The sequence below is a fragment of the Dietzia sp. NPDC055340 genome (assembly GCF_053645335.1).
The window spans coordinates 93,602-118,665 of sequence record NZ_JBSHML010000010.1; the positions used below are offsets into that span (position 1 = coordinate 93,602).

Consider the following 25,064-nt stretch of genomic DNA (forward strand, 5'->3'; position numbering starts at 1 on the left):
CTATTCGATGGTGAAGGGTAGTGCTCGCCGGAGCAGCGACGACAAGGCCTCCCACGCGGCGAATTCTCCCCTGCAGACCTGTGCCGTCTCCTCGTCCTCCTCGCCTTCGGCGGATTGGTGCCAGCTGATCGCTTGCTCCTCACTCAATCGGATGCACGTGAGAATGAGCGACCGGTCGCGCCGCATCAGCCGTGCCGCCAGTTCCGGGTCCACGACGACGTCGGGCTCGTTGTCCATGTGGATCAGCGCCAAGAGCTCGTCGGGTAGGTCGTCGTCGCCGGACTCGTCCTCGGCAGGTTCGACGTTGTCGTCTCCGTCCGTGCTTCCGCCGAAGAGGACGGTGCCGCCGGTCCGGGAGGCGATCTCCTCGTCGGACTCGTCGATGATTCTGCTCGCTGTGACGATCACGTCGATGAGGTGCGCCGGGACGAACGGTTTGGCGGGGAAGTCGCAGGTGGCCATCACGTCGTCGTCATGGATATGGAAGCGGACGTACAGCGACCATGAGTTCAGAACCCTGAGGATTTCAGAGGCACGTTCGGGGTGCCGCATCTTTGTGACGGCGAAAGCAGTGACGGAGACGGCCATGGGTTCGCGCACCTGGATGAGCAGTCCGGCGCTCCCGGCACGGATAGGGAAGACGCCGTCGTCGTCTGGAGGAACGTACATCCCGTACATATTTCGCAACACATGCGAGACGGCCCACTGCAGCTCTTCCAGCGTCCCTGCGACGTAGGGCTGGTCGATCGGTAGAAGCTCCTCGTCCTCGTGGGGGTCAGCGGAAGGCGGGGGTGCGTGGAGCTCGTCCTCGACGGGAGCGGGCTTGAGGAACGACGGGTGGGGAATCCCGAACACCCGGCGGAGCGTATCGACCACGAGTACGGCGACCGCGTCGATCGCGTCTACGGGAGCCGACACGTAGAAGTTCTGGATAGAGGGTGTCTCGCCAGGTGCGGACGGAGGGTTCCACCCCAGAGCGAGCAGGTCGCCGATCTGGATTGCGGACAGTCGGGAGGTGGCCGGCAACTCTTGATTGCTCGATACCTCGACTCGAACGGTCTCGCCTTTGTCAATCACGAACGCATTAATGAACGGCGAGGCGTCGCCGAGTGAATTGTCAATGCATAGGGAGATGTAGGTGTCGTCGTCGAGTGAGAGAATACGTCCGACAAACCCATCGCCGAATTCTTCCCATGCGCCGCTGATCTGTCTTTCGTCAGAATCGCCAGGTGAGATGGTTCCTTCCTCGGCATCGAGATCGGCATCCTCGAACAGCTCACTCGGGTGATGAATCCCGAAGACCTTCTGGAAGGTGGTGGTGATGACCTCGGCCATCTCGGCGGCGAACGTGATGTCGACGACGGCATGGAAGTGAGGGCTTCCATCGGGATCCGCTGGCGCGGTGGGAGCGAACCAGCCGACCTGGAGCAAACTCTGCTCTTGGTCGCTAGTGAGTTTGTGTGACCCACTCAGGTACTGATTGCTCGAGACCTCAGCGCCGACCTGGTCGCCGTCGATTGACTTCACGACCTGGACAAACGGTGCGCCATCGGTGCCCATGTCGGTGAGTTCGACGGTGTAGACAGCTCCGGGCTTGAGTTCGTCGATCCGTGTTGTGAGGTAATCGGTGAATCGCTTCCAGTCGGCGTTCGGTCTGTCCGAGACACCAGTGTCGTCAGTCATTCCTCGAACAATATGCGGTTGGGCTGCGCGCACGCGCCGGTTTTCGCTCTCAGGTAAGGCTCGGCTCGAGTACTCATGTCGCTCGTGTCCCAAGCCCGTTGGTCAGGTGGCGTAGGGCCAGTACCGGAGACTGCCCCGTTCGCCGCGCTTCTTAGCAGGTAGGGAGTGGCCGTGAGGGCCCACCACCTCTTGCCACAGCGGGTCTGCGTTGTCCACGATGGGAATGACATCGCATCCGCGACGATAGTGCGGAGCATCGTAGATCTGCCGGAATGTGCCGGGAACTATCTGGAACAGTCCCCGGGTGACCCCCCGATAGACGGCGACTAGATGCGTAATGCCAGAGTTTTGGATTCTCCTCTGATCCCACCGCCACCAGCAGCAAGTCGAATTGGCAAGCTCGTCGATGGAGGATTCGAGAAGCTTCTTGTCCATCCACTCGTTCTTGAAACCGAACCCAGATCGGATTCGCCCGTTGGGCATCTGCTCCTCCGCGTCCTTCCAGTCGCCGAGGGTGATCAGGAGCAATGGATGTTGCGAGATGAGCGCCGGTGCTCGGAGCTCATCGATGATGTCTCCGAGTCTGGTGATTCCCTGCGCGGCGTCCCCTCCCCGGACCTTGTTGGTGAGAGGTGTCCCGTTCGTGAGCGGACGAATCCGCTCCGGTGATGACGAGATGGGGAAGGTTCGGACGAAGTCGATGAGAGTGGATTCGACAGCGGAGTACTCAGCGCGAGTCATCCCGAACCTCAGGATCCAGATGTCGACTTCTTCACCGGAGTCCTCGATCGACGAGATCCGATCAAGCTTCTCGTTCAACCCTGCAGGGTTTTCAGCGGCGACCCAGGCCTTGGCCTCGAGCCCGTGGTGTTCGACCCGCGCGCTGGTGCCCTTACCGATGTAAAAGGGGATACCGTCGCGAGGGTCGACGAGCGCGTAGACGTAGTTCCCGAGCCGGTGCGCCACGTCAGCGTTGATCGACATCACTTGGTCAGTCATCGGCCGTCCCCCTTGTCAGCGGTGTGAAGGTGGCGCTGGTACGAGGTCGGAGTGATCGATTGGACTGTATGACCGCATCTGCTCGAGAAGCGCGAGCGCGCCTCGGCGGCTGAGCTTCTCGTGGTGCCGATCGTTGAAGGCGTTGCGCAGACATCCGAAGCAACTGGTCTCCTCGCCGCAGTCACAGGAGGAGACCCTGCGGTAGGCCTCGTCGAGGACTGTGGGGAACTCCTCCGTGATCTTCCTCGCCGCGCCGGCGCCGGCCGGCACAGTGTCGAAGATGACGATGGATCTGACGCCACCCTTCCACGAGAGAGTGGCGGCGATGTCGTCACGGGAGATCTCGAGACCTTCGGACGCGCCTTCGAGTAGTGCGTACATCAGAGAGAGCATGCTGTCGGAGTCTGCATTGACCAATCCTCGTGCAACGATCTCCGCGGAATCGGTCTGGTACCGGTGCCCCAGGGAGAACACGTCAAACGAACCTCGGCACTCCGCGCCGGAGAGCGGATTCTCGTGGGCGGTCGAACGGTCGCCGTCGTTGGCTCTGGCCCAGCCGCAGATGTTGCACACCCGGAACCCCATCCCGATTCCCTCGGATAAGACCACCATCTTGGCGCGCACGCCCGCGGTCACCGTCGTGGTTGCGGGGTTGCCCTTCAGCGTGATCTCGGAAAGTGAATCGCCTGGGTACTCCACGTGGGATGAACCGAGCGTCCTACGGGAGGGCGGCGAAGATCCCACGGTGTCGGGAGTCCGGTCCGCGACGAAACCCCACTCGGGAATGATGAACCGCCTCACGCTCTTGCCGGTGTGCTCGGTGCCGCACACCGCGCAGGTGGAGGCGGCGTCGGAGAGGTCGAGACCGCTCTCGAAGGCGTCGCAGTTGCGGCAGACCCGGTACTCGTTGCGGACGAAGGCCTTGCCGGGCTTCTTCGCCACGGCCCGGGAGGTCCACAGTTTTCCCGCGGCCACCACCTGGTTCCCAGGGGCATAGTCGAGGATCGCCAGCGCCAGGTCGCGGTCGAGCTCCAGCTTCGATCCGGCGGGGTCCGAAGAGTGGTTGGTACGAAGCCCTACCGTGTCCACAGGGAAGCCGTATTTCGGAAGCACGTTCCGCTGGGCGAGGACACCCAGCGTCTGGCGTCCTTCGACAGTCTTGAGCGTCCGCTCGAGGAGCGCGGCGAAGCTGAACTTCTTCTCCGAGGAAGCTGCGCCCTGCAGCTCGGTGAGCTGCGCACGCTCGAGCCGGATCTCTTCTGCAACGCGGTCGAGTAGCTCGAGTAGCGGCTCGACCCACGAGTTGTCGGCGACTCCCAGCTCCTCGTGTAGCTCCACCGGAACCACCCGAGCAACTGAATCGGCGATCTCCACCGGAACCGGGGTGAGGAACTGACGGATCTCCCGCCATGCTTCGTCGGCGGGGTCGTCAGCACAGAACAGGTCTGCGATCTGCTGGAACTCGACACCCCTCTCGACGTACATGTGCCGGAAGAACTCGGCGAACACGATCGAGTGGATGTGCCTGCGGGCGATTCGTTCGTTGTCGATGGGTACCCACGGAACGCGCATGACCCCGTTGATCATCTGAGTCGGATCCTGGAAGCGGGAGAGGTCGCGTGAGCGCCGCTGGGCATAGGTGGTCACGAATGCGGCGGAATCGGTCCGGCGCCCGGCGCGTCCGGCGCGCTGGACGTAGTTCGCCGTTCGTGGGGGCATGTTGCGGAGGACGACGGCCTGGAGATCACCCACGTCGACGCCGAGCTCGAACGTGGTCGAGCATGACAAGACGTTGACCTCGCCATGGATGAACTGGTTCTGGATCTCTAGTGCCTGCGACGAGGTCCACTGGGCGGTGTGCTCCTTCGCGGACATCGGAGCGATGGCGATCGAGCGGTAGAGATTTCGGTAGTGGTTATTCTCCTGCTCCAGGAGCGGGATCGGGTACGAGACTAGTTGACCGTCGCAGTTCAGGGTCGGACACACATCGGCAGCGTTGTGCGCGGTGAGGTTCCGGCATACATCGCACCGCCACCACTCTGCCGTTGTTCCGGGCCGCAGCTCGATGCGGCGATGGTCGAGTTGGTATGAACCGGTCGTCGGTGTATTCGGGCGCATCCAGCCCAGGCCCGGTCGTCCCGGTTCAGCGGGCGTGGAGAAGAGATTCCAGAGGTGATTGAGGAACTCCACCGCCTTGTCCTGCTGTCCCACGGTGGACAGGACGCGGCGGAGGTAGTCGAGTCGCTTGTTGGTCCCTCGAGTCGGGGCCCAGGACAGTTGCTTCTTGCGCCGATCGGAGCCGTCGGACCGCATGGAGATGACGACGTTTCTCGGAGCGAACAACTCGTCGCCGACGTCGACGCCGTCGGGGACCGTGACCGCACCTTGACGACGCACCATCGTGGCGAGTTGTTGGAGAAGCGCCCGAGCACTGTCCTCCCCGAGAGCGTCCAGGAGTGGACGCGGAATGACTGTGCCGGCAGGCAGCGCCATGCTCACGTGGAGAAGGCCGAGTCCCTCGAGCGACTGCCTCACGTCCGTCCCGATGAGGTCGGCCATGACCCACGTCCCCACGGCACGGTGCTGGCCGTGGGAGGTGACGGTGGAATCGAAGAGGTGGGCTTTACGTCCGGCGGCTGCGGCATCGGCGACGAGGTCGTCGATCGCTGCGGGCGTCGTTGCGAAGTGCGGCGCCTCGATGGTGCGGGCGAGCAATCGTCGCTGGATCAGCCTCGAGTACGTCGAGTCGAGGTAGGGGGCGGCGTAGGCGGCGGCCTGTCGGGAGTCGCTGAACATCAGGAGTTTGCGACCTTCACCCACGAGTTCGCGGGACTTGTCACGAGCGATGGGCAGCTGTTGGTAGAGCGAGGTGGTGACGACGGCGGAGGGGGCGTCGTTGCCCAGATCCAGCCGGCGGACGAGGTTCGATTTGCGGGCGCCGCAGTGATTGCAGGTCGACAGTCCCGCCTTGGACACGCGGAGCGCGACGATGGGACGCATCTCGCCGCGTCTGCAGCCATCGGGACACCTCAGGGTCTGAGAGTCCGACAGGCGGCCGCATCCGGTGCACAGCCAGGAGGCACGAGCGTCCACCGCCTTCTCCTCGGCGGAGAGGAGGTCGTCGTCGTCGTCCACCACCGCCTCCTCGGAATCGAGTAGGGCGAACCACGAGGCCTTTGTGACGCGGGCGGTGACGGGGACTAGTCGTTCGTCTTCGATCTCGCCTGCGAGGTGGACGGTTCCGCACGAGGTGCAGGTGGCGAACTCGAACACTGCCGCCTCGCAGGCGGGGCACGTCTCGTGGCGGGCGAGAGCGACATGGGGGCCGGACTCGGAGAGGCAGGTGAACGCGCCTTCGGTGGCACGGACGAAGAAGTGGTACCTGGCAGAGAGGACGGGGTGCCCGTTGTCCAACTGAACCCCGCCCCCCAGGCGCACGAGGATCTCCACCAGCCTGTCGGCGTCGTCCCTGTCGGGCCACAGCTCGCCGGCGACGGTGTGGATGTCGACTGGACCGTCCTTGAGAAGGCCGCGGAGAGCGACAAGGTGGGCCTCGTGGTCGAGCGCTTGACCGGGGGTGGGCAGGCCCGAGAGCGCGGTGAGTCGCTCGATATCGGGCCCGCCCGGGTCCGACGTGCCCCACTCGTCGTTGGCGCCCTCGACGATCGACACGAGTTCCTCGGGGGACAGTTCCCACGTGGAGTCGACGGTGGCGGGGATCCGATCGGCGTGGACGACGTCCTGCTGTGCGGGGTCGTCGGTGTACGCGAAGTCGGCGTTGAACAGGTCGGACGCGAACTTCGTGACTTCGGTGGGATGGCCGTCCAGGGACGCGGACGTGGCGATGTACTGCAGGCGATCGGACGGGGCGACACGGTCCTTGAGTCGCCGCAGGAGCATGCCGACCTCGGAGGCCTGGGCGCCGTCGTAGACGTGTGCCTCGTCGAGCGCGACGAACCGCCAGGTCTGGTGACCGTGCGAGGCGAACAACTCGATGTCCCTGGGGCGCAGCAGCAGGTACTCCAGCATCGCGTAGTTGGTCAGCAGGATGTGGGGTGGCTCGGCCTGCATCTCTTCACGGCTGAGTCGCTCGTTGGGGAGGACCTCCTGACCGGGGTTAAGGGACTCGAAGTGCCGCCGGGCGTCCTTGGCGGTGTGCTTGGTCTCGCCGGTGTAGCGGCCGAAGGTGATCTCGGGGACGTCGGCGAGCATCGTGCGCAACCGCTTGAGTTGATCGTTGGCCAGGGCGTTCATGGGGTAGAGCAGGAGCGCCCTGACGCCGGGCCCGAGAGTCCCGGCAGCTTGCTCGGTAAGAAGATGGTTGAAGATCGGTAGCAGGAAGCTTTCGGTCTTTCCGGAACCGGTGCCGGTGGTTACCACGACGTTCCGGCCGGCGACGACCTTGCGGATGGCCTTTTCCTGGTGGGCGTACAGAGGTCGCTCCAGAGGGAGGGCCTCGCTCGCCATCCGCCGGAACGAGGCGCCCAGGACGCCCTCGTCGATGAGCTCCTCGAGCGACAGTCCAGGTGCGTACGGAGGCGTCGTTTCCAGCAGCGGTCCCTTGGTGAGGCTCCGGGTCTCACCGACGACGCGGACGAACTCGTCGTGCAGCGCGGCATCATTCGGGCTGAGCAGAGTTGTGATGTAGCGCTTGTACGTCGTCTCGATGGCGTGCGCGGTGGCGAGCGGGTCGAGGATCTCGGTCACTGGGAACTCCTAGGTGCGGAAGATGGCGTCGACGAGTTCTTCGTCCGAAGGCTTCCCGACGGGGATATACGGGTTGGACTGACGCTGGGCAAAGTCGAGCGCCGTAACCAGGGCATCCGCGGTCACCAGGTCGATCATGGTCTGTTCCGGCTCGCGGAGTGCGAAGCGAGACCAGGCTCGGTCCAGGTCGGGCGGAAGCGAGAGCGGAATCCGGTCTGCTGCGGCAAGCCGGGCGTAGAGACAGACGATGAGGCTGGCCACAGGTGCGTTGGCCCACGCGAAGCGATCTCCGAGGGTGCCGAGCTGTTTGCTGCGGACGGAATAGTTCTTTCGCAGCGAAGCGAAGCCTGCCACCACGGACATCGGGTTCCTGTCGCCGCGGACGACCACTTCGAAGAACTCTCGGAGTTCCACGGGATCGGCGGTGGCCTGGTGCCGGAACAGCGCCAGGTACGCATCGTATCGAGAGGCGGGATCGATGAGTCCACCCGGGATCAGCTTCCGCTGCTCGAGGTAGTCGGCAACCGCGCCCGGCTCGTCGCTCCGCAACACCAGATCCCGGCTCAGTGCAGCCGACTTCGCGAACGGGTCCCAACCGCGTTCGAGGATCGTCGAGAGTGCGTAGCCTCCGACCTCTCGAAGCCGGCGCCTCATACCGCCGCGGAAGGCCTCTGGGGTCGCGGGGAGGTCGGCGATCGTGAGGAGCATGTCGAGCCAGGGTTCCGAGGCGAGGACGCGTCGGTCGATCGCGACGGAATCCGGATCGTCCTCGTCGGGTCGGAAGGAGTCGAAGACCAGACCGGTGCGGATGAGGAGTGCGAGTTTGTCGGCCGTGGAGAGCTCCGACGCCGCCAGGGAGAGGAGCGACGGGCGAGGGTCACGCCGGATCTCGCGAGCGAGCAGGCCGAACCGCTCGTCGTCACCCGGTTCGAGTTTCCGGTCGAGCAGGGCGAGCGCGGACCAGATCTCGGACAGCGAGGGATCCACATCGGGGACAACGTCGAGTCCGAGGAGGAATCTGGAGATTCCCGCCGTGGTCGGGCTGCCGAACTCGGCCTCCCGTGGGAACCGGATGCTCTCCGGCGGCGGGAAGCTCTCCGGCGGGACGGGGTCCCAGGCGTCGTCGACGACGGGCGTTACTCGGATGTCTCCGGACCCGAGGACGGAGGCGGGGAGGGTGCCGCGGCCCTTGACGAGCGGGACGGTGGTCACGGGCGCCCACGGACGCGCGATGCGCCACACGTGCAGGACGATGTCGGTGCGCACGTCCAACCCGAGGACGTTGACCCGGTCACCCTCGACCTCGACCCGGACGTTCGCGCCGATGGTGCTGAATCGGACGAGCGGCGCCTCGTAGGTCTGCGCGTCGGGGTAGCGAAGGATCAGCACGACCTCGCCGACCTGAGCTTCACGAGCGGCGCCGGCAAGCCGGTCGGCAGGCATCGTCAGGACCCCGGACCGCGTGCGCCGGGGAAAGTCCTCGTTGCCGTACTCCCGCCCGTTGAGGCTGCGTACGACGGCGCGGACCGAGACGTCGGCAGGAACGCCCCGGACGGCGAGCGTCGCCCGGGAGAAGTCCTCTGGGCGGCGGCCGATCCGACGATCGCTCCACACGGCGATGCGTCCGACGGGGGTGAGGCGGAACTCGAGACGCGGAGGCCGGACCGTGACCACTGCAGATGCCGCACCATTGCGCAGGCGGACCGTCTTCTTGGAGTCCGTCGGTCCGAAGGCGAGCGTCTGATCGAGCACTTGGAGTGCCGGTGACGTGGAGCCGCAGTCGGCGTGCACCGGGGTGAGGTTCTCGTCGTCTGGTAGACGGAGGTCGTCGTCGAACTCGACGGAGAGCCCTTCGGCGACAAAGACGCTGTGGTCGAGTCGCGCTCCGTCCGGGCCGGTCACACGGACGTCGAAGCGCCCCAGTTGCTCTGGTTCGCCGTCGAAGAGCGGGACGTCACCGCCGTCAGGCGCCGCGTACTGCCCCTGGAGGGTCCACTCGCGGGCTCCTGACCGTCGGTACCGGATGGTCCACTCGTCCGCCGACTCCGGACCCAGGGCGGGGAGGCTGATCCAAGGACGTGAGTACAGGACGGGAAGCTTCTCGCTGAATACCCCGGGCAGAACGGGGAGTGGGTCGTCCGGAAGGTCCAGGAGTACGGGCAGGGGCCGGCTACCGACCCGGAGGTCCACCGTTGTGCCGTCCCCGGTCCTCGCGCGGACGGATGTGGTCTCGGAGAGATCCCACTGGCGGATCTCCCAGCCGTCCCAGCCGATAGGGGCGCCATATCCACCCAGATCACGGGGAGCGTGAGGGGGTTCGCCCAGAACATCAAGGTCTCCGGGGACGATGGCGACGATCTCGGATCGAGGCAGGACGGCGGCGTCCGGGAGATGTTCACCGCGGGTGGAAAAGGTGATGATGGGTCGGGCGTCCTCGTAGAGACGCATCTCCACTGGGTTCGCGTACGAGGGGTGGGTGACCACGACGCGCCGCGCCGGCTGATCGACGGGGACCTCGACGGCCTGGTCGCCCCGGAACCGTTCCGGTGCCACCCGGACGACGGCCGTGTCGATCGTCACCGTCCATGGTGCCGAGGTGTGGCTGGAGGGTGCGGGTATCCGGACGACGATCGAGTCGTCAGCCTGCAGGTGGAGGGTGGGGACCTCGCGGGACCGTCGACGCTCGGACCGGACGCGATCGACCACGTCGGCACGGAGGAGCGCGTCGCGGAGTGCGTCGACAACGATCTCCGGAAGACGTGTGGTGTCCGCGGTGAGGGTCGTGGGATCGGCTGCCGGGTTCTCCGCGATCTCGGCGACGATGCGCGCCAGTTCGTCGAGGTATTCCCGACCGCGGTCGCCTCCGTACTGGATGAAGTCGCGAGTGGACACGTCGAGCTGGTGCAGCACCTGCTCGTGGCTCGGTTCGAGGATCCAGTCCCGGAACCGACGGCTCTCGCGCGACGTGACGTTGCCGACGTAGGCGCTCAGCGCGTCGAGGAGTCCGTCGAAACTCGCGGTGGGGATCCCGGCGTGCACAGCGAGACGCTGCACGTACCTGGCCGCCGGCAGATTCTCGAGGGGGTCGAGCCCGAACCGCTGGAGCAGGGCCGGGATCGCGGTTCGGAGCGCGGCCTCGTCTGACGAACGACGCTCGACGCCCAGCCGAGCCCAGAACGCGTCCCAGTACGCATTGTGTTCCAGCCCGATGGAGGCCATTCCCACCAGCGCGACGAGAGTGGTCGCGGGGAAGTGGTGGACGATCTGGGCGACCGTGGTACCCCGACTGCGGGAGAGGCGGTAGCGCGCTGCGTAGACGTCCAGGAGGACGTCGAGTTCGACGGACGAGAAGTCGGCCTCGACAGCCAGAACCGCATCAGCGAGCCGGCCCCGGACTGCCTGTTCCCAGCTGTCGATGTCGTCGTCCGCGGTAAGGACTCTCCGTGAGCCGGTCGGGGCGACGGGGGTGAGCGGTGCATCGACGGCGAGAGTGGGGGGCCGAGGCGACGAAGACTCCTCGGCAGCGGGCGGCGCCGGGACCGGTCTCGACGCCACGGGCTTCGCCTCACGGGGTTCCGGAACGGCCGGTGTCTCTTCTGGCGCTGCCCGCAGAACCGCGCCCACCTCGGGCACGAGGAGTTCGCAGACCTCGGCCAGGGTCACGTCGAGGAGCCCGACGGGGCGCATGAGCTGCGGGTGTGTGCTCACCGCGTGGCCGGAGGAATCGGCGACGAGGGTGTCGACCCAGTGCCGGACCTCGGTGGAGTCGAGAATCGTGCGTGCGTCGGCGACGGCGGCGTCGATCACCGCGTCGAGATCGCCGTTGAGTTCTCGCGCGACGTACGCCCGGGCGGTCTTTATGTCGCCTCCGAGCAGCCGGACGTCGACCAGAGCGTAGAAGCGCTCGGGGTCGAGGGAGAACAAGACGGAGCTGACCGCCCGGAGGACGGGTTCCTTGGGCCAGGTCCCCGATCGGGAGGCCGCCGTCGCGGCGTTGGCCTGGGCGAGCGAGCCGTGTAGGCGTCGGCTCTCCGCGCGCGACAGTGGTTGGGAGATGTCGGACGGTGGGCTGGAGGCGATCGCGGAGAACGGCACCTCCGTGCCGCCGCCCCGGCGAACGCCGAAGTCCGAGGGGACGAGCGGGTACAGCTCGCCGAGAGCGTAGTCGGGTGTCGTCCGATAGGTGGAGGCGATCTCCAGGATGGTCTCGACGCGATCCTCGGGGAGGGTGTCCGCCACGGCCAGCGCCCCGCCGGCCGGGACATGATCGACGACAAGCTCCCAGAAGGGGAACGCCTCACTCCAGGTGGTCGGGCTGGGACCCCTGGGTCGAGGGGGAGTCATGACGACGCTCCGGCGAGCGCACCTTCCGGCAGCAATGTCGATGGCTTCTCGCCGGTGGTCACGACCAACTGGTCGCGGGCCCGCGAGGAGGCCACGTACAGCAGCGACCGTTCCCGGCGGAGGAGGTGCTCCCGGTCCTCGTCGGTGAGCCCGTACGTGCCGTGGGACGAGGGGAGCGTGCCCTCGGAGACGCGGGCCAGCACCACGTGGGTGAATTCCATGCCCTTGGAGGAGTGCATGGTGAGGACGTGGACGCCGGCGCCATCCTCGGTGCTCACGTCGATCCCGCGGGACTCGAGGCCGTCGATGATCCGGTCCACGTCCCGCCGGTTGTGGGTGAGGACTCCGATGGACGCGCCGTCGTCGTGGGCGAGCCATTCCCGGATGTGCTTCTCGGCCACGTCGAGTTCGCCGGCGAGGGTCTGCGCCTGGGCCACCTGCGGGACGGGGCCGCTGCGGGCGGAGCGGTATCCCGCGGTGGAGTCGGCGTCCCCCTCGGTGTCGACGAAGGTGTCGCCGTGGAGGATGTTCATCGCGAAGCCCAGGTTCTCGGCGGTGGTCCGGTAGTTGAGGGTGAGGCGGTTGGCTCGACCCACGATGTTGATGCCGTAGTGGGACAGGCGGGTGGGGCGACCGTAGATTCGCTGGTGGCCGTCCTCCGCGATGAACAGGTCGTTGGGGGAGTCCGCGACCACGGCGCGGAGCAACCGCCAGTGACCCACATGGAAGTCCTGGGCCTCGTCGACCACGGCGTGATCGACGAGCCGACCGCCGCCGGCTTCGGCGCGCAGGTCCAGCACCGTGGCGGCGAGGCAACCGAGCACCGGGAACGTCTGCTTGCCCTCGCGGCGGGTGATCGCCAGGTAGGCCTCGATCACCGCCCACACGGCGGTCCGTGCCTTGCGGTTGAGCGGGGTGCCCCGGCCGGACCGGTCGGCCTTGAGGTAGCCGGCCTTGGTGGTGACCCGCTGCGCGAGGACCACCGTCTCGAGTTCTCCGCGGAGGAAATCGGGGGAGGAGGTGGGGCCGCTGGGGGCGTCGGAGGTCCGTTCTGCCGCCTCGAGCCACAGTTCACGGTCGTCCTGGTCGCTGAGGGGTAACGGCATCGACTGCAACGGCGAGCCGAGGAGGGTGCTGGAGGCCTCTCGCAGCTGGTCGGTGGAGGTCGTGCGGAGAACTGCCATCGTCACCTGGTCTATCCCCGCCACGCACACCCCGGGTTCGCCGGCCGTCTTCGCCCGCGGCAGGTTCGGGTCGAGCACCGAGAGCTGTCGACCGAGCGAGGCGGCGAGCACCTTGGTGAACGTGGTGAGCAGTACCCGAGGCGCCGTCCCGTCGGCTCCGGGTCCGTCGATCGTGCCGTCGACGAGCGCCTTGGTGCGGTGCAGCGCCACAACGGTCTTGCCCGTCCCCGCTCCACCGGAGACCCGCCAGGAGCCGTTCCGGGAGCGGGTCGCGAGGATCCGCTGAGTCGGGTGGAGGAAGGTGGTCCACGCCTCGAAGTCGCCGCTCTCGATGATGTCGCGCATGACGTCCTTGGACTCGCGCGAGTCCCCGAGGTAGGTGAACTGCATCGAGGACGCCGGCTTGGTGACGGCACGGACGAACTCGTCCTCGCTGGTTGACTCGGCGCCGAGGTCGAGTTCCGTGCGGACCTGCTCGATGGTGTAGCCGACGGCCAGTCCCAGCAGCGCGTCGCGCTCCCACGGGGCGGCCTCGGAGAGCACGGCCTCGAGCTCCGCAAGCGTGGATGCCGCCAACGCGGGCCCCGCGACCGAGGGCTCGATACCGAGTTCGCTTCGGAGGACGTCGGCGGTGATGCCCCCCTCGCCGAACGCCGGGGCCGGGGTCGCGGCCGGGGAGGGGGGCGTGGACGACGACGAGGTGTCCGACTCCGGTGCGGTGGCCTCTGCGGCGGCCGCCGCCTTAGCCTCCGCCGCGGCGATCTGCTCCTGCTTGGTGTTCTCGGCGGCCAGCGCGGCGTCGATCTCGGCGGCCTGCTCCCGCACGAGGGAGAGCACACCGTTGACCGGATTGACCTTGAGGGTCAGAGTCGCGGCGGTGTCATATGCCTCGTCGTGGTTGTAGGTGCCCACGTAGACGTAGTGTGTCTCCGCGCCGCCGTCGATCCGGAACACCAACGACCGGAACTGGTCGTTGACGCGGACCGAGCGGATGCGCGGATCCACGGAGTTCTTGATGGGCTCGACGTGCGCGCCGACCGAGGTGTCGTCCTCCTGGAGCTTGGACAGCATGTCGAACACGCGCTTACGCACGGAGCCGTCCAGGTTCTCCTTCTTGTTGATGAGAGTGATGGTGGGCATCTCAGCTCTCCTCTCCGCCTGCCGCTCCGAGTGCGTCGCGCAGGCGCGCCTCGGACCCTTCCGTCCAGTCGATCACCGTCCACCCGGCGTCGGCTATGGGCTGCACCGTATCCGGTGACTGCGACACGAACAGTGCGACCTTGGCGTCCGACCAGGAATAGTTGGCGATCACGCCGCGCACCTCTTCGCCGTGATCAGGCAACGGTGCCCCCATCTCGGCCAGCGTGCGGAGGATGTCGAGTTCGGCGGTGGAGTCGGGATCGTCGGGGTCGATCTCCTCGGCGAGGTCCTGCCAGCCGCCAGTGAGATCGGGGGCGGGCCCCGCGGCCGTCGTTGTGGAGGCCTGGGCGGAGGCGGCCTCGTCGACCATCGCGGCGAGCTCGGCCTCCACATCGACCGTTCCGGTGTCGAGTCCGTCGACGGCATGGATGCGTGAACCGCCAGGGCGCAGTGAGAGCAGGTTGGACCAGCGTAGCCACCACTGCCAGTCGTCTCGATAGGTGGCGGCCCCCACGGCGGCGTCCGATGAATCGATCACCAGGTCTACCCACACCGCCGACGCCTGGCGAGGGCTGCCGGAGGCGGACAGACGTGCGTGGGTGCGGGCCAGCGTGCGCCCGCCGGCACCGGCGACGCCCGTCGCCAGCGCGTAGGTGGCACAGGCGTGGCCGACGTCCTGCCACTGCTTCGGGTCCGGGTCGGCGACGATCCGGGCGAGGAGCTGAACGGGATCACCAGCGGTCATGTGGATCAGCGCAGGCGCGATGCTCAGTGTCTGCGCGAGGGCGGTGACGATGGTCGTCTTGGCCCAGGTAGCGGGGGCGCTCACCGCGTCGGCCTCGTCGAGGTCGGCGTGGGTGACGGCCCAGGGGATCCACCCCTCCGCCCGGGCGGCCTCGCGTTTGTCGGCGTCGTCGGCGACCCGGTTGCATCCGGGGCTGGCGTGGTAGGCGGCGCCGTCGGTGTAGATCGCGAACCGCGGCAGGTTGGGGTCGTCCGGCCGGAGCAGGTAATCCGGTTGGGTCCACGCGTTGTCGATGGGGACCTGCGCGAGCAGATCCCACGTGACCTTGGAACCGGGCATGCGGATGCGTAGCGCGCTGTATTTTCCGGCCGGGACCGTGTCGATCTTCGCGCCGGCGTCCTCCAGGAGGGCGGCGAAGCGGTGGCGAAAGCGCACCTCCAGCGCGGAGTCCCCTTCGATGTCGAACTTCTGTGTTTCCACGATGTGCCAGTTCTCCAATGTCGGCTCGGTCTCGTCGTCGTGGTCCGTCCCCACCAACAGGTTGAACAGAGCGGTCTCCGCGGCGGCTCGGGAGGTGCGGTCCACGTCGGATTGATTCGAGTGCGGGAGGAGGCACTCGGGACACGCCAGTCGGTTCTCCGCCGCGCACGGGCAGTCGCGCACCGCGGTCCAGGCGGTGTGCAGGAGTCGCCAGACGTCGGCTGGTGTGGCGAACTCGGCCAGGTAGCCGGTGCCGCCGGGCACGCTGTCGTGCAGGAGTAGCGCGGGGGAGGGCGAGCCGACCTGTGGGACTGTCACCGACGCCACGTCGAGGTGGCTGGGGTCGCCACCGAGGGCCCGGCGGAACCCGAGCTTGAGTGCGGCCACGAGGCTGGGCATGACCATGCCGTCGTAGGTGGAGACCGTGCTGGGCAGGTAGAGCAGCACGCCCTCGGTGTGGAGCGTGCGTCCGAGCGCGACGTGGACGTTGTGCTCGTCCGCGGAGTCGGCGTGGGCGCACCACGGGCGGTGGTCTCGACGGGTGTTGCGGCCGGCGTCGGAGTCCAGGTGACCGCAGTACTCGCAGAGCCGGAACTGCGGTGCGGCGGGCTGGTCGCCGCCGATCATCCGCGGGGCACCGGGCCCGGTCCCGAGGTTGATCCAACGGATGTCAGCGCGGCGGAGGTAACGGGCGCCGAAGCCGTTGTCGTCGACGAACCAGGCCGCGGCCCCGTCCTCGGGTCGGAACGCCAGGGTGCGCGCCACAGAGTAGCGACGGCTCAGGCGTTCGTCGTGCCGCTCGTCCACGGTGGCGGAGTCGCGGCTCACCTGGGCGGCCACGCGGCGCAGCGGCACCACGTCCAGCACCTGCGCGGAGTCGGCGTATCCGGCCGCGCCGCACGAGGGACACCCGCCCACGGTGTCGCCCACCACGGTCTTGGCGTGGCTGCACGCCGGGCAGACGCGCCAGCGTTCGACCTCGTCCCGGTCGGCCCCCATGTCCACGCTGGAGATCTCGATGCGCATCCGGTCGGCATAGAAGGAGTTTCCGGGCGCGAGCTCGGTGAGCGCGGATGCCACGGACCGCGTGAAGGTGGTGGACTCCACGCTCCACTCGTCGGTTTCCGGATCCTGCGAGGAGATCGACGTGTGCAGGTCCACCGTGTCGTCGAGGAGCTGGTAGCCGGGCAGCAGGCCGAGGCGTTCGAGGGCCGCGATCCAGTACTCGCGCATGTGCTGCTGCCGCTGGCGGATGGTGGCCTTTCGGGACGCCTCGGCGGCGCGCAGGTCCTCCTTGTCCTGCTCGCCCGCGCCGGGGCTCTCGGCCCGTTCGCGCAGGTCCACCAGAACCGTGTCGAGCCGATCGAGGCGGCGGGTCAGCTCGGCGGTCTCGTCGTTCCAGCGGTCGAGTGCCAGGGCGAGCGTCGAGTCGAGGGAGCGCGGTGCGGGGTCGCCGCCCGTGGTCTCACCTGTGGCCCACTCGCGCAGGTCGGCCGCGGCGGCATCGGACACGTTCTCGCGGAGACTGCCGAGGAACTGCTCCAGCAGCGCGGGCACGCGGCCGGGCAGTTCGTGGCGGAGCCGGGGCACGAAGCACTCTGCGTGTTTCTTGAGCACGTCCCGGGCGCGTGTGCCGTCGGGGTGGATGCCTTCCAGGACGAGCGAGTCGATCGCGTGGGCGAGGAACTGTCGCCGCAGGATCTCGGCGGCGGAGAGGAACGCCGCCGGCGGCTGCACGGTGCCGTTGACCAGCGAGAGCGGGTCGTGCACCACGGGAAGCGTCTTGCCCCGCCCACGCACCAGCGCCACGACGAGCGAGTTGCCGGTGAGGCGCCCCGCGCGGCCGACGCGCTGGACGTAGCTCGCCACCGAGTCGGGCAGCGAGGAGAGCATCACGGAGGAGAGGTCACCGATGTCGATGCCCATCTCCAGCGTCGGGGTGGCCACGAGGACGTTGGGTGCGCCCGGTTCGTCGGCCGCGCTTTTGAACTGCGTCTCGATCCGTGCACGGTCGGCGGTCTCGAGCAGGCTGGTGTGCTCGCGGGCGACCACGGACCGGCTGTCCGCGGAGTGGTAGAGCCGGCGGTAGTAGTTGTCGGCGGCGATCGGCGTGATCCTCAGCCGCCCGGGGCAGTCCACGGTGAGGCACGGCGCGCCGGCAAGGAGCTCCCGCACCGGGGCCACGGCGGCCGAGGCGTTATGGCAGATGTCGCAGCGCAGCTCGGCCGGTTCGGCCTCGGCGGTCACGATCACGTGGTCGGGCGAGATCCCGTAGACCGATGCGCCGGACTCGGTGGTGATCAGTTCGAGCACCCCGGCGTCGGCGAGCCGGGCCATCAGAGTGGCGGCGAGTCGCTGCGCGGAATCGGGGGTCACGCCGAGGTGCCGGGCGGTCCAGCGCGCGTACCAGGAGCGGCTGTGGGCCACCGCGTCGGTGCCGTCGCGGTAGCGGTCCGCAGCCAGAGCCGGGCCCACGCGCGGGAACGCGGGGTAAGCGCCGATGGGGAAGCCAGGGACCCCCTTGGCGCGGGCCTGCCGTTTGAACAGGTGCCACGTGTTGCCGTCGGTCCGGGCGTACTCGGTGAGCCAGCGGTGGGTGATGCCGCCGCGTTGGAGGATCCGTCGGATCACCACGCGGGCCCACACCTCGAGGGCGTGGTCATCGGGCTCGGTCTCGCTGAGCGCGGACTCGACCGTGGTCGCCTCCCACGCGGCGCGGGCGGCATCGACCAGCTCTGTGGTGGAGGCCTTGACTGTGGGCTGCGCCGTTCCGGTGAGGGCGAGCGTGCGGCCGAGGGTGGAACGCAGGCCGAACTCCAGGCTGAGGTCGAACAGCAGCCGGTCGCCGACGGCCTTGGTGGCGGCCCCCTTGGCGGAGCCGCCGGCGCCGGTGTCCCAGAACGGGGTGAACCGCGTCCGGTCGGCGAGCGAGGGGTGCAGGAGGTGGTAGCGCTGGACGGGCGTCTGCGCCTGGTCGCGGACGAGCCTGGCGAGGTCGGTCAGCGGCAGGGAACCGCCGGCGAGCGCGGTGGTCACGGCTGTTCGCAGAGCGAAGGCGTGCGCACGCGCCTGGACGAAGCCGGCGCGGTGGGAGGCGTCCTGGACCGAGTCGCTGAACACCAGGGTGCGCTTGTCGGTGGCGTCGAGCCCGGTGGTGCCGAAGAGGTTGGACAGCGCCACCGAGAGCAGGGTGGCCACGGCGGAGCCGATGTACCGGATGGAGTCGCGGGTGCCGCACGCCGGGCACGTCTCGCGCTCGGAGAGTTCCTTGGCGGCGGCGCCGGTGTGCAGCAGGACGGGGACGATCCGCGGGTCGGCGTCGGTGGCGGGGTCCACGGCCTCGGCGGCGAGCAGCCGCGCCTGGGCGGGGTCCAGCCACATTAGCGAGGTGGTGGAGTCGCGGGAGCCGCGCACCTGCGAAAGGGGCATACCCTCGGTGAGGGCGGCGTCGACCTCCTGGTCGGCGGCGATGAGTGCGCGGACGGCGGTGCGGTCGGCGATCGATGACTTGCGGATCGCCGCCGCGGAGAACTGGGGGGTCTCCGTACCGGGCTCGTAGGCGGTCATCCAGCCGGCGCGACCGCAGTGCCGGCAGTAGATCGCGGGGAGGTGGTCCTCGGCGGCGAGTGTGCCGGCCTCGCCGGTGTCCTCGGGCAGCGAGTGGGGACCGTCGTCGTGCCAGCGGAAGCGGACGGTGGTGGCCACGGCGCGGTCGAGGCGGGTGAGCTCACGCACCCACAGGTGGGCCTCGATGCTGGGTAGCCGCCGGCCGGTCACGGGGTCGGTGGCGGTGATCGCGGCCCGCATGTGGCTCAAGGCGCCGAGGACGTGGGTGAGGTACCGCTCGGCGTCGGACGTGCGGCGGACGTGGGGAAGAACGGCGACGGCGAGGTCGCTCACGCTCGCGGCGTGGGCCGAGTGCTCGAGGATCCGGGCGAGCAGCTCGTGCTCGCGGGCCCGCTCCATGGCCACCTCCGGGTCGGGGTGCCCGTGTTGGCCCCACACCTCGGTGCAGACGGCGGCGAAGATCGCCTCGGCGGGGTCCTCGCCGGCGGACAGCCGCTCGTCGACCGCGCGGTCGAGTTCGGTCATCCGCGCGGGGGAGGCCACGTCCTCGACGGGCACGCGGTCCGCGGCGGGGGCGAGCATCCACTGGTCCACGGTGAGGCGGGACTCGGTGAGGACGGAGTCGGCGGGGAACTCCTCGCCGAAGACGGTCCGGGCGAAGTCGCGGACCGCGCTGGTGTCGCCCTCGTCCCCGAGGGTGGCCGAGGTGGCCACCGGGGTGATCCGGCCGAGTGGGCGGCCGCTGTCGGCCTCGGTGAGCGGTATCCGCCCGCCGTCGGTGGGCGCGAGGTGGGTGCCGACGACGAGGCCGAGCCGTCGCAGGAGCAGTGCCACGTCGGTGCCCTGCGCCCCGTCGTAGGTGTGGAACTCGTCGAGCACCACGTACTGCAGGCCCTCGGCGGAGATCCGCCAGATGTCCGAATCTTCCGGTCGCAGGAGCAGTTGGTCGAGCATCTTGTAGTTGGTCAGCAGTAGGTCCGGCGGGTCCTCGCGGATGGTGGCGCGGTCGGTGATGAGCCCGGCCTCGCTCACGGTGGTGCGGCCGGAGCCCTGGTGCTCGCCGGTGTAGATGCCGGCCGTCACGCCGGCGAGCCCGGGCTCGGCGAGCAGGAGCTTGGTGAGGCGCTCGGCCTGGTCGGTGGCCAGGGCGTTCATCGGGTAGAGCAGCAGCGCTTTGACCCCGCGCACGCCCTGGGTGCGGGCGCGCTTGGCGTGGTCGAGTACGGGGTAGAGGAACGCTTCGGTCTTACCCGAGCCGGTGCCCGTGACGACGAGTGTCGGTTCCGGTCGCCGCCACGCCGCGGTCGAGTCCGTCGCGGGCTGGCTGGACAGGCGAGCGAAGGCCTGGGCCTGGTGGACGTAGGGGACGAAGGGGAACGAGGACGGCGTCCAGTTCAGCGCCGACGCCTCGTCCGGCGAGGCGGGAGCGAACGGCATGCGAGTGCGCACGAACGGCCCTTGAAACATGCCCGAGTCGCGGTCGCCCACGAAGTCGGTCAGCGACTTCTGCGCCCGTGGGTCGGCGAGCGCGAAGGTGGTGGAGAGGTACTCGGAGATCCCTCCCTGGAGCTCGCGTGCCGCCTGGAGGGGAAGTAGCGCGCTCACAGGGTGCCGTCCGCGAGTTCGCGCTCAAAGCGGGCGTAGGCCTCACGCATATCGGCCTCCCGGTCCAAGATCCGGAACGGATACTCGAACACGTACGTGGTGCCCGATTGGGGGTGCGTCCACGTGCGTTCCTCCTGGCTGAGTTCCTGGCCGGGCTTGAGCTTGCGTTCCAGCTTGGCCACGTCGTCGGCCACCTTGCGGCCGTTGGCGTCGAAGAGGTCCTGGGAGTCGTACTTGCGCATCACGGGGAACTGGGTGCGGTAGATCATGCACAACTCGTCGGCGGTCACGCCGAGCGAGAGGGCCACAAGGGCGTCGATTTCGACCTGCGCCATGCGGCGCTCTTCGGCCTTGCGGAGTGGGACCTCGGGTGTCCATTCGGTGCCGGTCACCTCCTCCCAGAGGGGGGCGTAGGCGGAGGTGAGGCAGTTGAGCTGTAGGAAGCGATGGGCGAGCGCGCTCGATCCATAGCCGCTGCTGTGCCGGGGCAATGCATCAACAGTTTCGCCGTAGATGTTCGCCACACCCGTAGCGCGAACTTGAAAGTCGATCAAGAAATTCGACAGCAAGGCGGCGTTAGCAATGAGTTCGGCGCTAGTAGTTTTCGAAGCTCTTGCCGAGATAGCGGCACCGACAATGGCTGCCTTAGGCGGTATCAGGCTGATGTAGAGAGTCCGGTAACCAGTGGTAGCAGCCATCTTCCGCCATAGGAATCGAAACTCTTCACGGTCTGGAACGCGACCAGAACTGTCGTTCCAGAACGTGTAACCGCCGTCGTAGTCTATGCCGTCGCGGTTGGGCTGGTAGGCGGTCGCGGGGATGAAGTCCGGCGGCATGGCCTCCAGATCGATCTCGGACCAGTCCAGGTTGTTCTTGAGAGTCGGGTTCGGCTGCTTGGCGAACGGGTTGGCGACACTGAAGTGTGGCCCCTGGAGGATCACGTCCTCCCATGAGTCAGGGACCGCCCATTCGGTGTCGAAGTAACCGTTCTTGCGGTCGGTGGTCTCGTTCCAGCCTTGGGAGTACTGCAGCCCGAGATCCCTGATGCGGGGGGCCGAGGCGAGTTTACGGAGCACACCCTCTGCCTCGCGGGTGACCGAGTAGACCATTCGCGAATCCAAGACGGGGGTGTCCTCGTCCTCGAGGATCGACTTCCACAGTTCGAGGGTCGAGGTGTCGACGCGCGTGATGCGATCTGCGTGCGGGCGCAGATCCCATGAGCCCTCGTCGTTCTTGAGGCCTGGCAGCGGACCGGTTCCGTCGTGGACCAGCGAATCGGTGACCGTCGCGGGGTGGTACAAGTTCGTCGCAGAGGCGAACGCCGGACTGTCGAGATGTGCGCCGTAGGTATGAACCCCGTAGGCGACGAGGTGGTGGACATCGAAGAGCTGCAGCTCGTTGATGAACTGCCAGTGCCGCCGCAGACGGAGGTAGGACTCGCGACGGAGCGGTGCCGCCTTTTTCTCGGTGAAATGCGACTCGGGGTGGATCAGGGTCACGATGCCGTCGTCGCCCGCAGATCGCCACGTCCGCTGCATGAAGGCGCGGTAAAGGTCGGGTTTCTGGCTCGCCAGCAGTGGGTACTGCACGGTGTCATGGAGGAAGGCCGCAGTCACGAGTGTCTCGCCAAGTCCGTCCACGAGCGTGTCGAGGGCACCTGGGCGCTGAAGCGTGATCTCAGTGCGCTCCTTCTTGGCGGCCTGCGTGGGCTTGTGCGCGAGGATCCACCACGGGTCGGACTCGCCCAGTAGCGCCTCGATATCGGATTGCGGCCGCACCCACGGCGGGTTACCCACCTGCAGATCGAAGCCGCCGAGGGCGAACACTGGTGAGAAGTCCAGCTCCCAGTGAAAGAAGCCCCGATCGGCGGCGACCTGCTCAGCCACGGCGAGCCAGGGGTGGCGTTCGAGCACCTCGGCGACGGGAGCCTCCTGCGCCAGGACGCGGTCGAGGTCCTCGGCCTCGCCGATCTGCTCCCACGTGAGGTCGCCGCCCAGGCGGAACTGGTCCTCACCGTGGCCGTACTTGCGGCTGCCCTTCTGGGTGTCGGCGTAGGCGCGGCCGAGGAGTGCCTCGAGGCCGTCGATCCACTGGTCCAGCGTCGGGGGAGTGATCATCTTGCCGTCGACGGTCGTGCGTCCTCGCGTGAGCGGCCAGAACCACAGGGCGCACCAGGCGTCCATCGCGCGGCGCAGGCGCTGGAAGGCGCCGCCGGCGTCGGCGAAGGCCGCCTCGATCTCCGGTCGGGTCACCGGGTTCGCGGGGACGTCGAGGTCGGCGCCCCACACGTCGATCCGGCGGCGGATCTGGTCCTCGGCGATGCGCATGCGGACCAGGGCGAACTGCCACAGTCGCTCTACTCGCTCGGCGAGGTCGGCCAGGCGCGAGGCCTGTGCCTTAGTGGGCTTGCCGGAGATGGTCCTGCGCCACGCCTTGAGCGCCGTCTGCGCCTCGCCGACGTACGGTGTGAGGTCCTTGGCGTCGGCGGCGGCGCCCCAGCCTGCGGCGGGGAGGAGGAAGTGGTGGATGCGCCCGCGGACGCCAGGGTCGAACCCGGTCTCGGCGTCCACTGCGGCCGCCAGGCCCGTCATCGGGGCGTCCTGCGGTTCGGCGGTGAGCCACTGCTTCTTCTCCACCTGCGTGGGCGAGTAGGTCGCCCGCCGGGCGCCGATGAGCGAGTTGCCGCGGCGCAGGTGCAGTCCGAACCACGGGGCCTTGAGCCCCGGTGTCATGGTGTCCAACCACAGCGCGATCTCGGCCAGCTCTACGGCCGTCGCATTGAGGTCCACCCCGTACACACGATGCAGCGCCAGGTGCGCCTTGACCTTCTGCAACTCGGCGGTGCGCTTCTCGGGGTCGATCTCCTCGCCGAGTTCCTGCTGGCGCCGCTCCAGGTACAGCTCCGCGAGTTGCCGGACCGCTTCCACGGCGAACGCGCCCGAGCCCATCGCGGGCTCACAGATCGAGAGCGTGAGGATGTCCTCCGCGCGGTCGATCCGGCCCGTGGCGTCGAGCTCCTCGATCGCCTGCCCCACCACGAACTCGCTGAGTACCTGCGGGGTGTAGAACGACGCCGACCGTTCCCGGTCCCGCGAGGACTGGCGGAACACGAACGACCCGCGCGGGTGCGTGACCCACACGTCCTCTCCCGTCTCCGGGTCGCGGCGCGTCACCTGATCCGCCGCCGAGACCTCGAGCGAGTCCTCCCGGTTGATCACCCATGAGCCCTTGGACGCATCGCCGCCACGGGCCACCTCCCACAGGTCCTCCTGCGCGATGAACCCCGTATAGGACATCAGGCCCTCGTACACCTGGCCCAGCTCCGTGACACCGAGGGTGGCGTAGGAGATGAAGCCGCGGTCGCGCCCCGCCTGCTCCTGCGTGAGGAGCAGGTTGCCCAGCACCCGCTGCAGGGCGAGGTTGGACAGCCCCACCTCGTCGACGAGCGCGGTCGCCCGCGGCGAGAACAGATCGGCCGTGAGCTCGTTGAACTCCAGCCCCGGCGACACACCCGGTTCGTCGGCCGGATGATGGCCGCCGTCGACCAGACGGAACAGCAGGTCGAGCGACTCGTACAGGTAGGTGCCCTGCTCCTCGCGCGGCGTGGCCGGCGGGGAGAGGATCTGATCCCGCAGGCGGGTGAGGCCGTAGCCGTCGTCGTACTCCGTGGCCCCCACCGGCAGGATGTCGAGCTCAGGTGAGGCCTCCGCGAAGAGCAGGAAGAGGATCCGATAGAGGTAGCGCAGCGACTGGCGGGCGAGGTCCTGTCCGTCGATCCCCTCCATGCCGAGACCGCGCGCGCGGCGCCGGTCCAGGACGTCGTTGGCCAGGATCTCGATGGAATCCCGCACTGCGCCCCGCAGCGACTCGGAGACCTTGACCGAATGTTGCCGCGAGTCCTCGATCACCTCGGTCCACCACACCGTGCCGTCCGGGCGCCGCGCCGACGACTCGCGGCACGCCGCGGCCACCACGCGCTGGACCTCGCCGCCCGCCTTGGTGTCGTGCCGCTCGAGCGTGAGCAGCAGGTCGATCGCCAGCGCGCGGCCCAGGGGCCACGATTCGCGTTCTGCCAGCAGGAGCCAGCGGCCGGCCGACACCACGACGAAGGCCGGCGGAGCGTCCGAGACGAACAGCTCACCCACGACCTTGCCGACGCTCGTTTCGATCTCCTTGCCGTCGACCGTCACCGGCCCCAGCGGGGCCGCCCCCCGCAGGTCCTCCACCGTGTCCACTGGAAGGGCCTCCAGCAGCACCACACCGTCGCCGGACCACGCCTGCGCCGACCACGTGGCCTCCCCGCGCGTCCACTCGTGGTGACCCGGCGTCCCGTATCCCAGCGCACGGCGCAGCCGGGCGCGCTCCTCGTCGGTCGCCGGCTCTGCGTTGCCGTCCTCGTCCGTCGTGAGTTGGGAGAGCGAGGTGAGCAGCGCCTGCCGTTCGGCGGTGAACCGCGTGAGCGGCGAGACCGCGCCCTCACCGGCGTCCTGCTTCCACTCCGCGACCAGCTTGCGGACCTGCGCGAGGTAGGACTGCTTGGTCTCGTCCGTGGTGAGGTAATGCTCACTGATCCATTCCTCGACGTTGACGATCGCACTGTCGGCGGCCAT

The 25,064-nt window shown here is 68.1% G+C and carries 7 protein-coding genes; all 7 read right to left on the reverse strand.

All coding sequences use genetic code 11. The features are described 5' to 3' along the window. Window positions 1-1,683, reverse strand: coding sequence for a TY-Chap domain-containing protein (locus tag ACWIFB_RS09450; RefSeq protein WP_454058102.1), 1,683 nt, complete (start codon window positions 1,681-1,683; stop codon window positions 1-3). Between the two features lie 102 nt (window positions 1,684-1,785). After that, complete coding sequence (locus ACWIFB_RS09455) at window positions 1,786-2,682, reverse strand: LEM-3-like GIY-YIG domain-containing protein (RefSeq protein WP_454058103.1); 897 nt, start codon at window positions 2,680-2,682, stop codon at window positions 1,786-1,788. A gap of 15 nt (window positions 2,683-2,697) precedes the next feature. Continuing rightward, complete coding sequence (locus tag ACWIFB_RS09460) at window positions 2,698-7,389, reverse strand: DEAD/DEAH box helicase (protein WP_454058104.1); 4,692 nt, start codon at window positions 7,387-7,389, stop codon at window positions 2,698-2,700. A gap of 9 nt (window positions 7,390-7,398) precedes the next feature. Further along, window positions 7,399-11,733, reverse strand: a complete 4,335-nt coding sequence (locus tag ACWIFB_RS09465; RefSeq protein ID WP_454058105.1) for a hypothetical protein — start codon at window positions 11,731-11,733, stop codon at window positions 7,399-7,401. After that, window positions 11,730-14,057, reverse strand: a complete 2,328-nt coding sequence (locus ACWIFB_RS09470) for a 3'-5' exonuclease (RefSeq protein ID WP_454058106.1) — start codon at window positions 14,055-14,057, stop codon at window positions 11,730-11,732. The genes ACWIFB_RS09465 and ACWIFB_RS09470 overlap by 4 nt, the downstream gene beginning before the upstream one ends. 1 nt (window position 14,058) lies before the next feature. Next, entirely contained in the window at window positions 14,059-20,454 is a 6,396-nt protein-coding gene (locus ACWIFB_RS09475; RefSeq protein WP_454058107.1) for a DEAD/DEAH box helicase, read from the reverse strand. Next, a complete protein-coding gene (locus ACWIFB_RS09480) occupies window positions 20,451-25,064 on the reverse strand; it encodes a class I SAM-dependent DNA methyltransferase (RefSeq protein WP_454058108.1) in 4,614 nt (1,537 codons plus the stop codon). Before ACWIFB_RS09480 ends, ACWIFB_RS09475 begins: the two co-directional genes overlap by 4 nt.

What these genes read in the sequence shown, in the direction of transcription:
- ACWIFB_RS09450 (WP_454058102.1), bottom strand. Translation starts at nt 1,683, where the DNA reads ATGACTGACGACACTGGTGTCTCGGACAGACCGAACGCCGACTGGAAG.
- ACWIFB_RS09455 (WP_454058103.1), bottom strand. Translation starts at nt 2,682, where the DNA reads ATGACTGACCAAGTGATGTCGATCAACGCTGACGTGGCGCACCGGCTC.
- ACWIFB_RS09465 (WP_454058105.1), bottom strand. Translation starts at nt 11,733, where the DNA reads ATGACTCCCCCTCGACCCAGGGGTCCCAGCCCGACCACCTGGAGTGAG.
- ACWIFB_RS09470 (WP_454058106.1), bottom strand. Translation starts at nt 14,057, where the DNA reads ATGCCCACCATCACTCTCATCAACAAGAAGGAGAACCTGGACGGCTCC.
- ACWIFB_RS09480 (WP_454058108.1), bottom strand. Translation starts at nt 25,064, where the DNA reads ATGGCCGCCGACAGTGCGATCGTCAACGTCGAGGAATGGATCAGTGAG.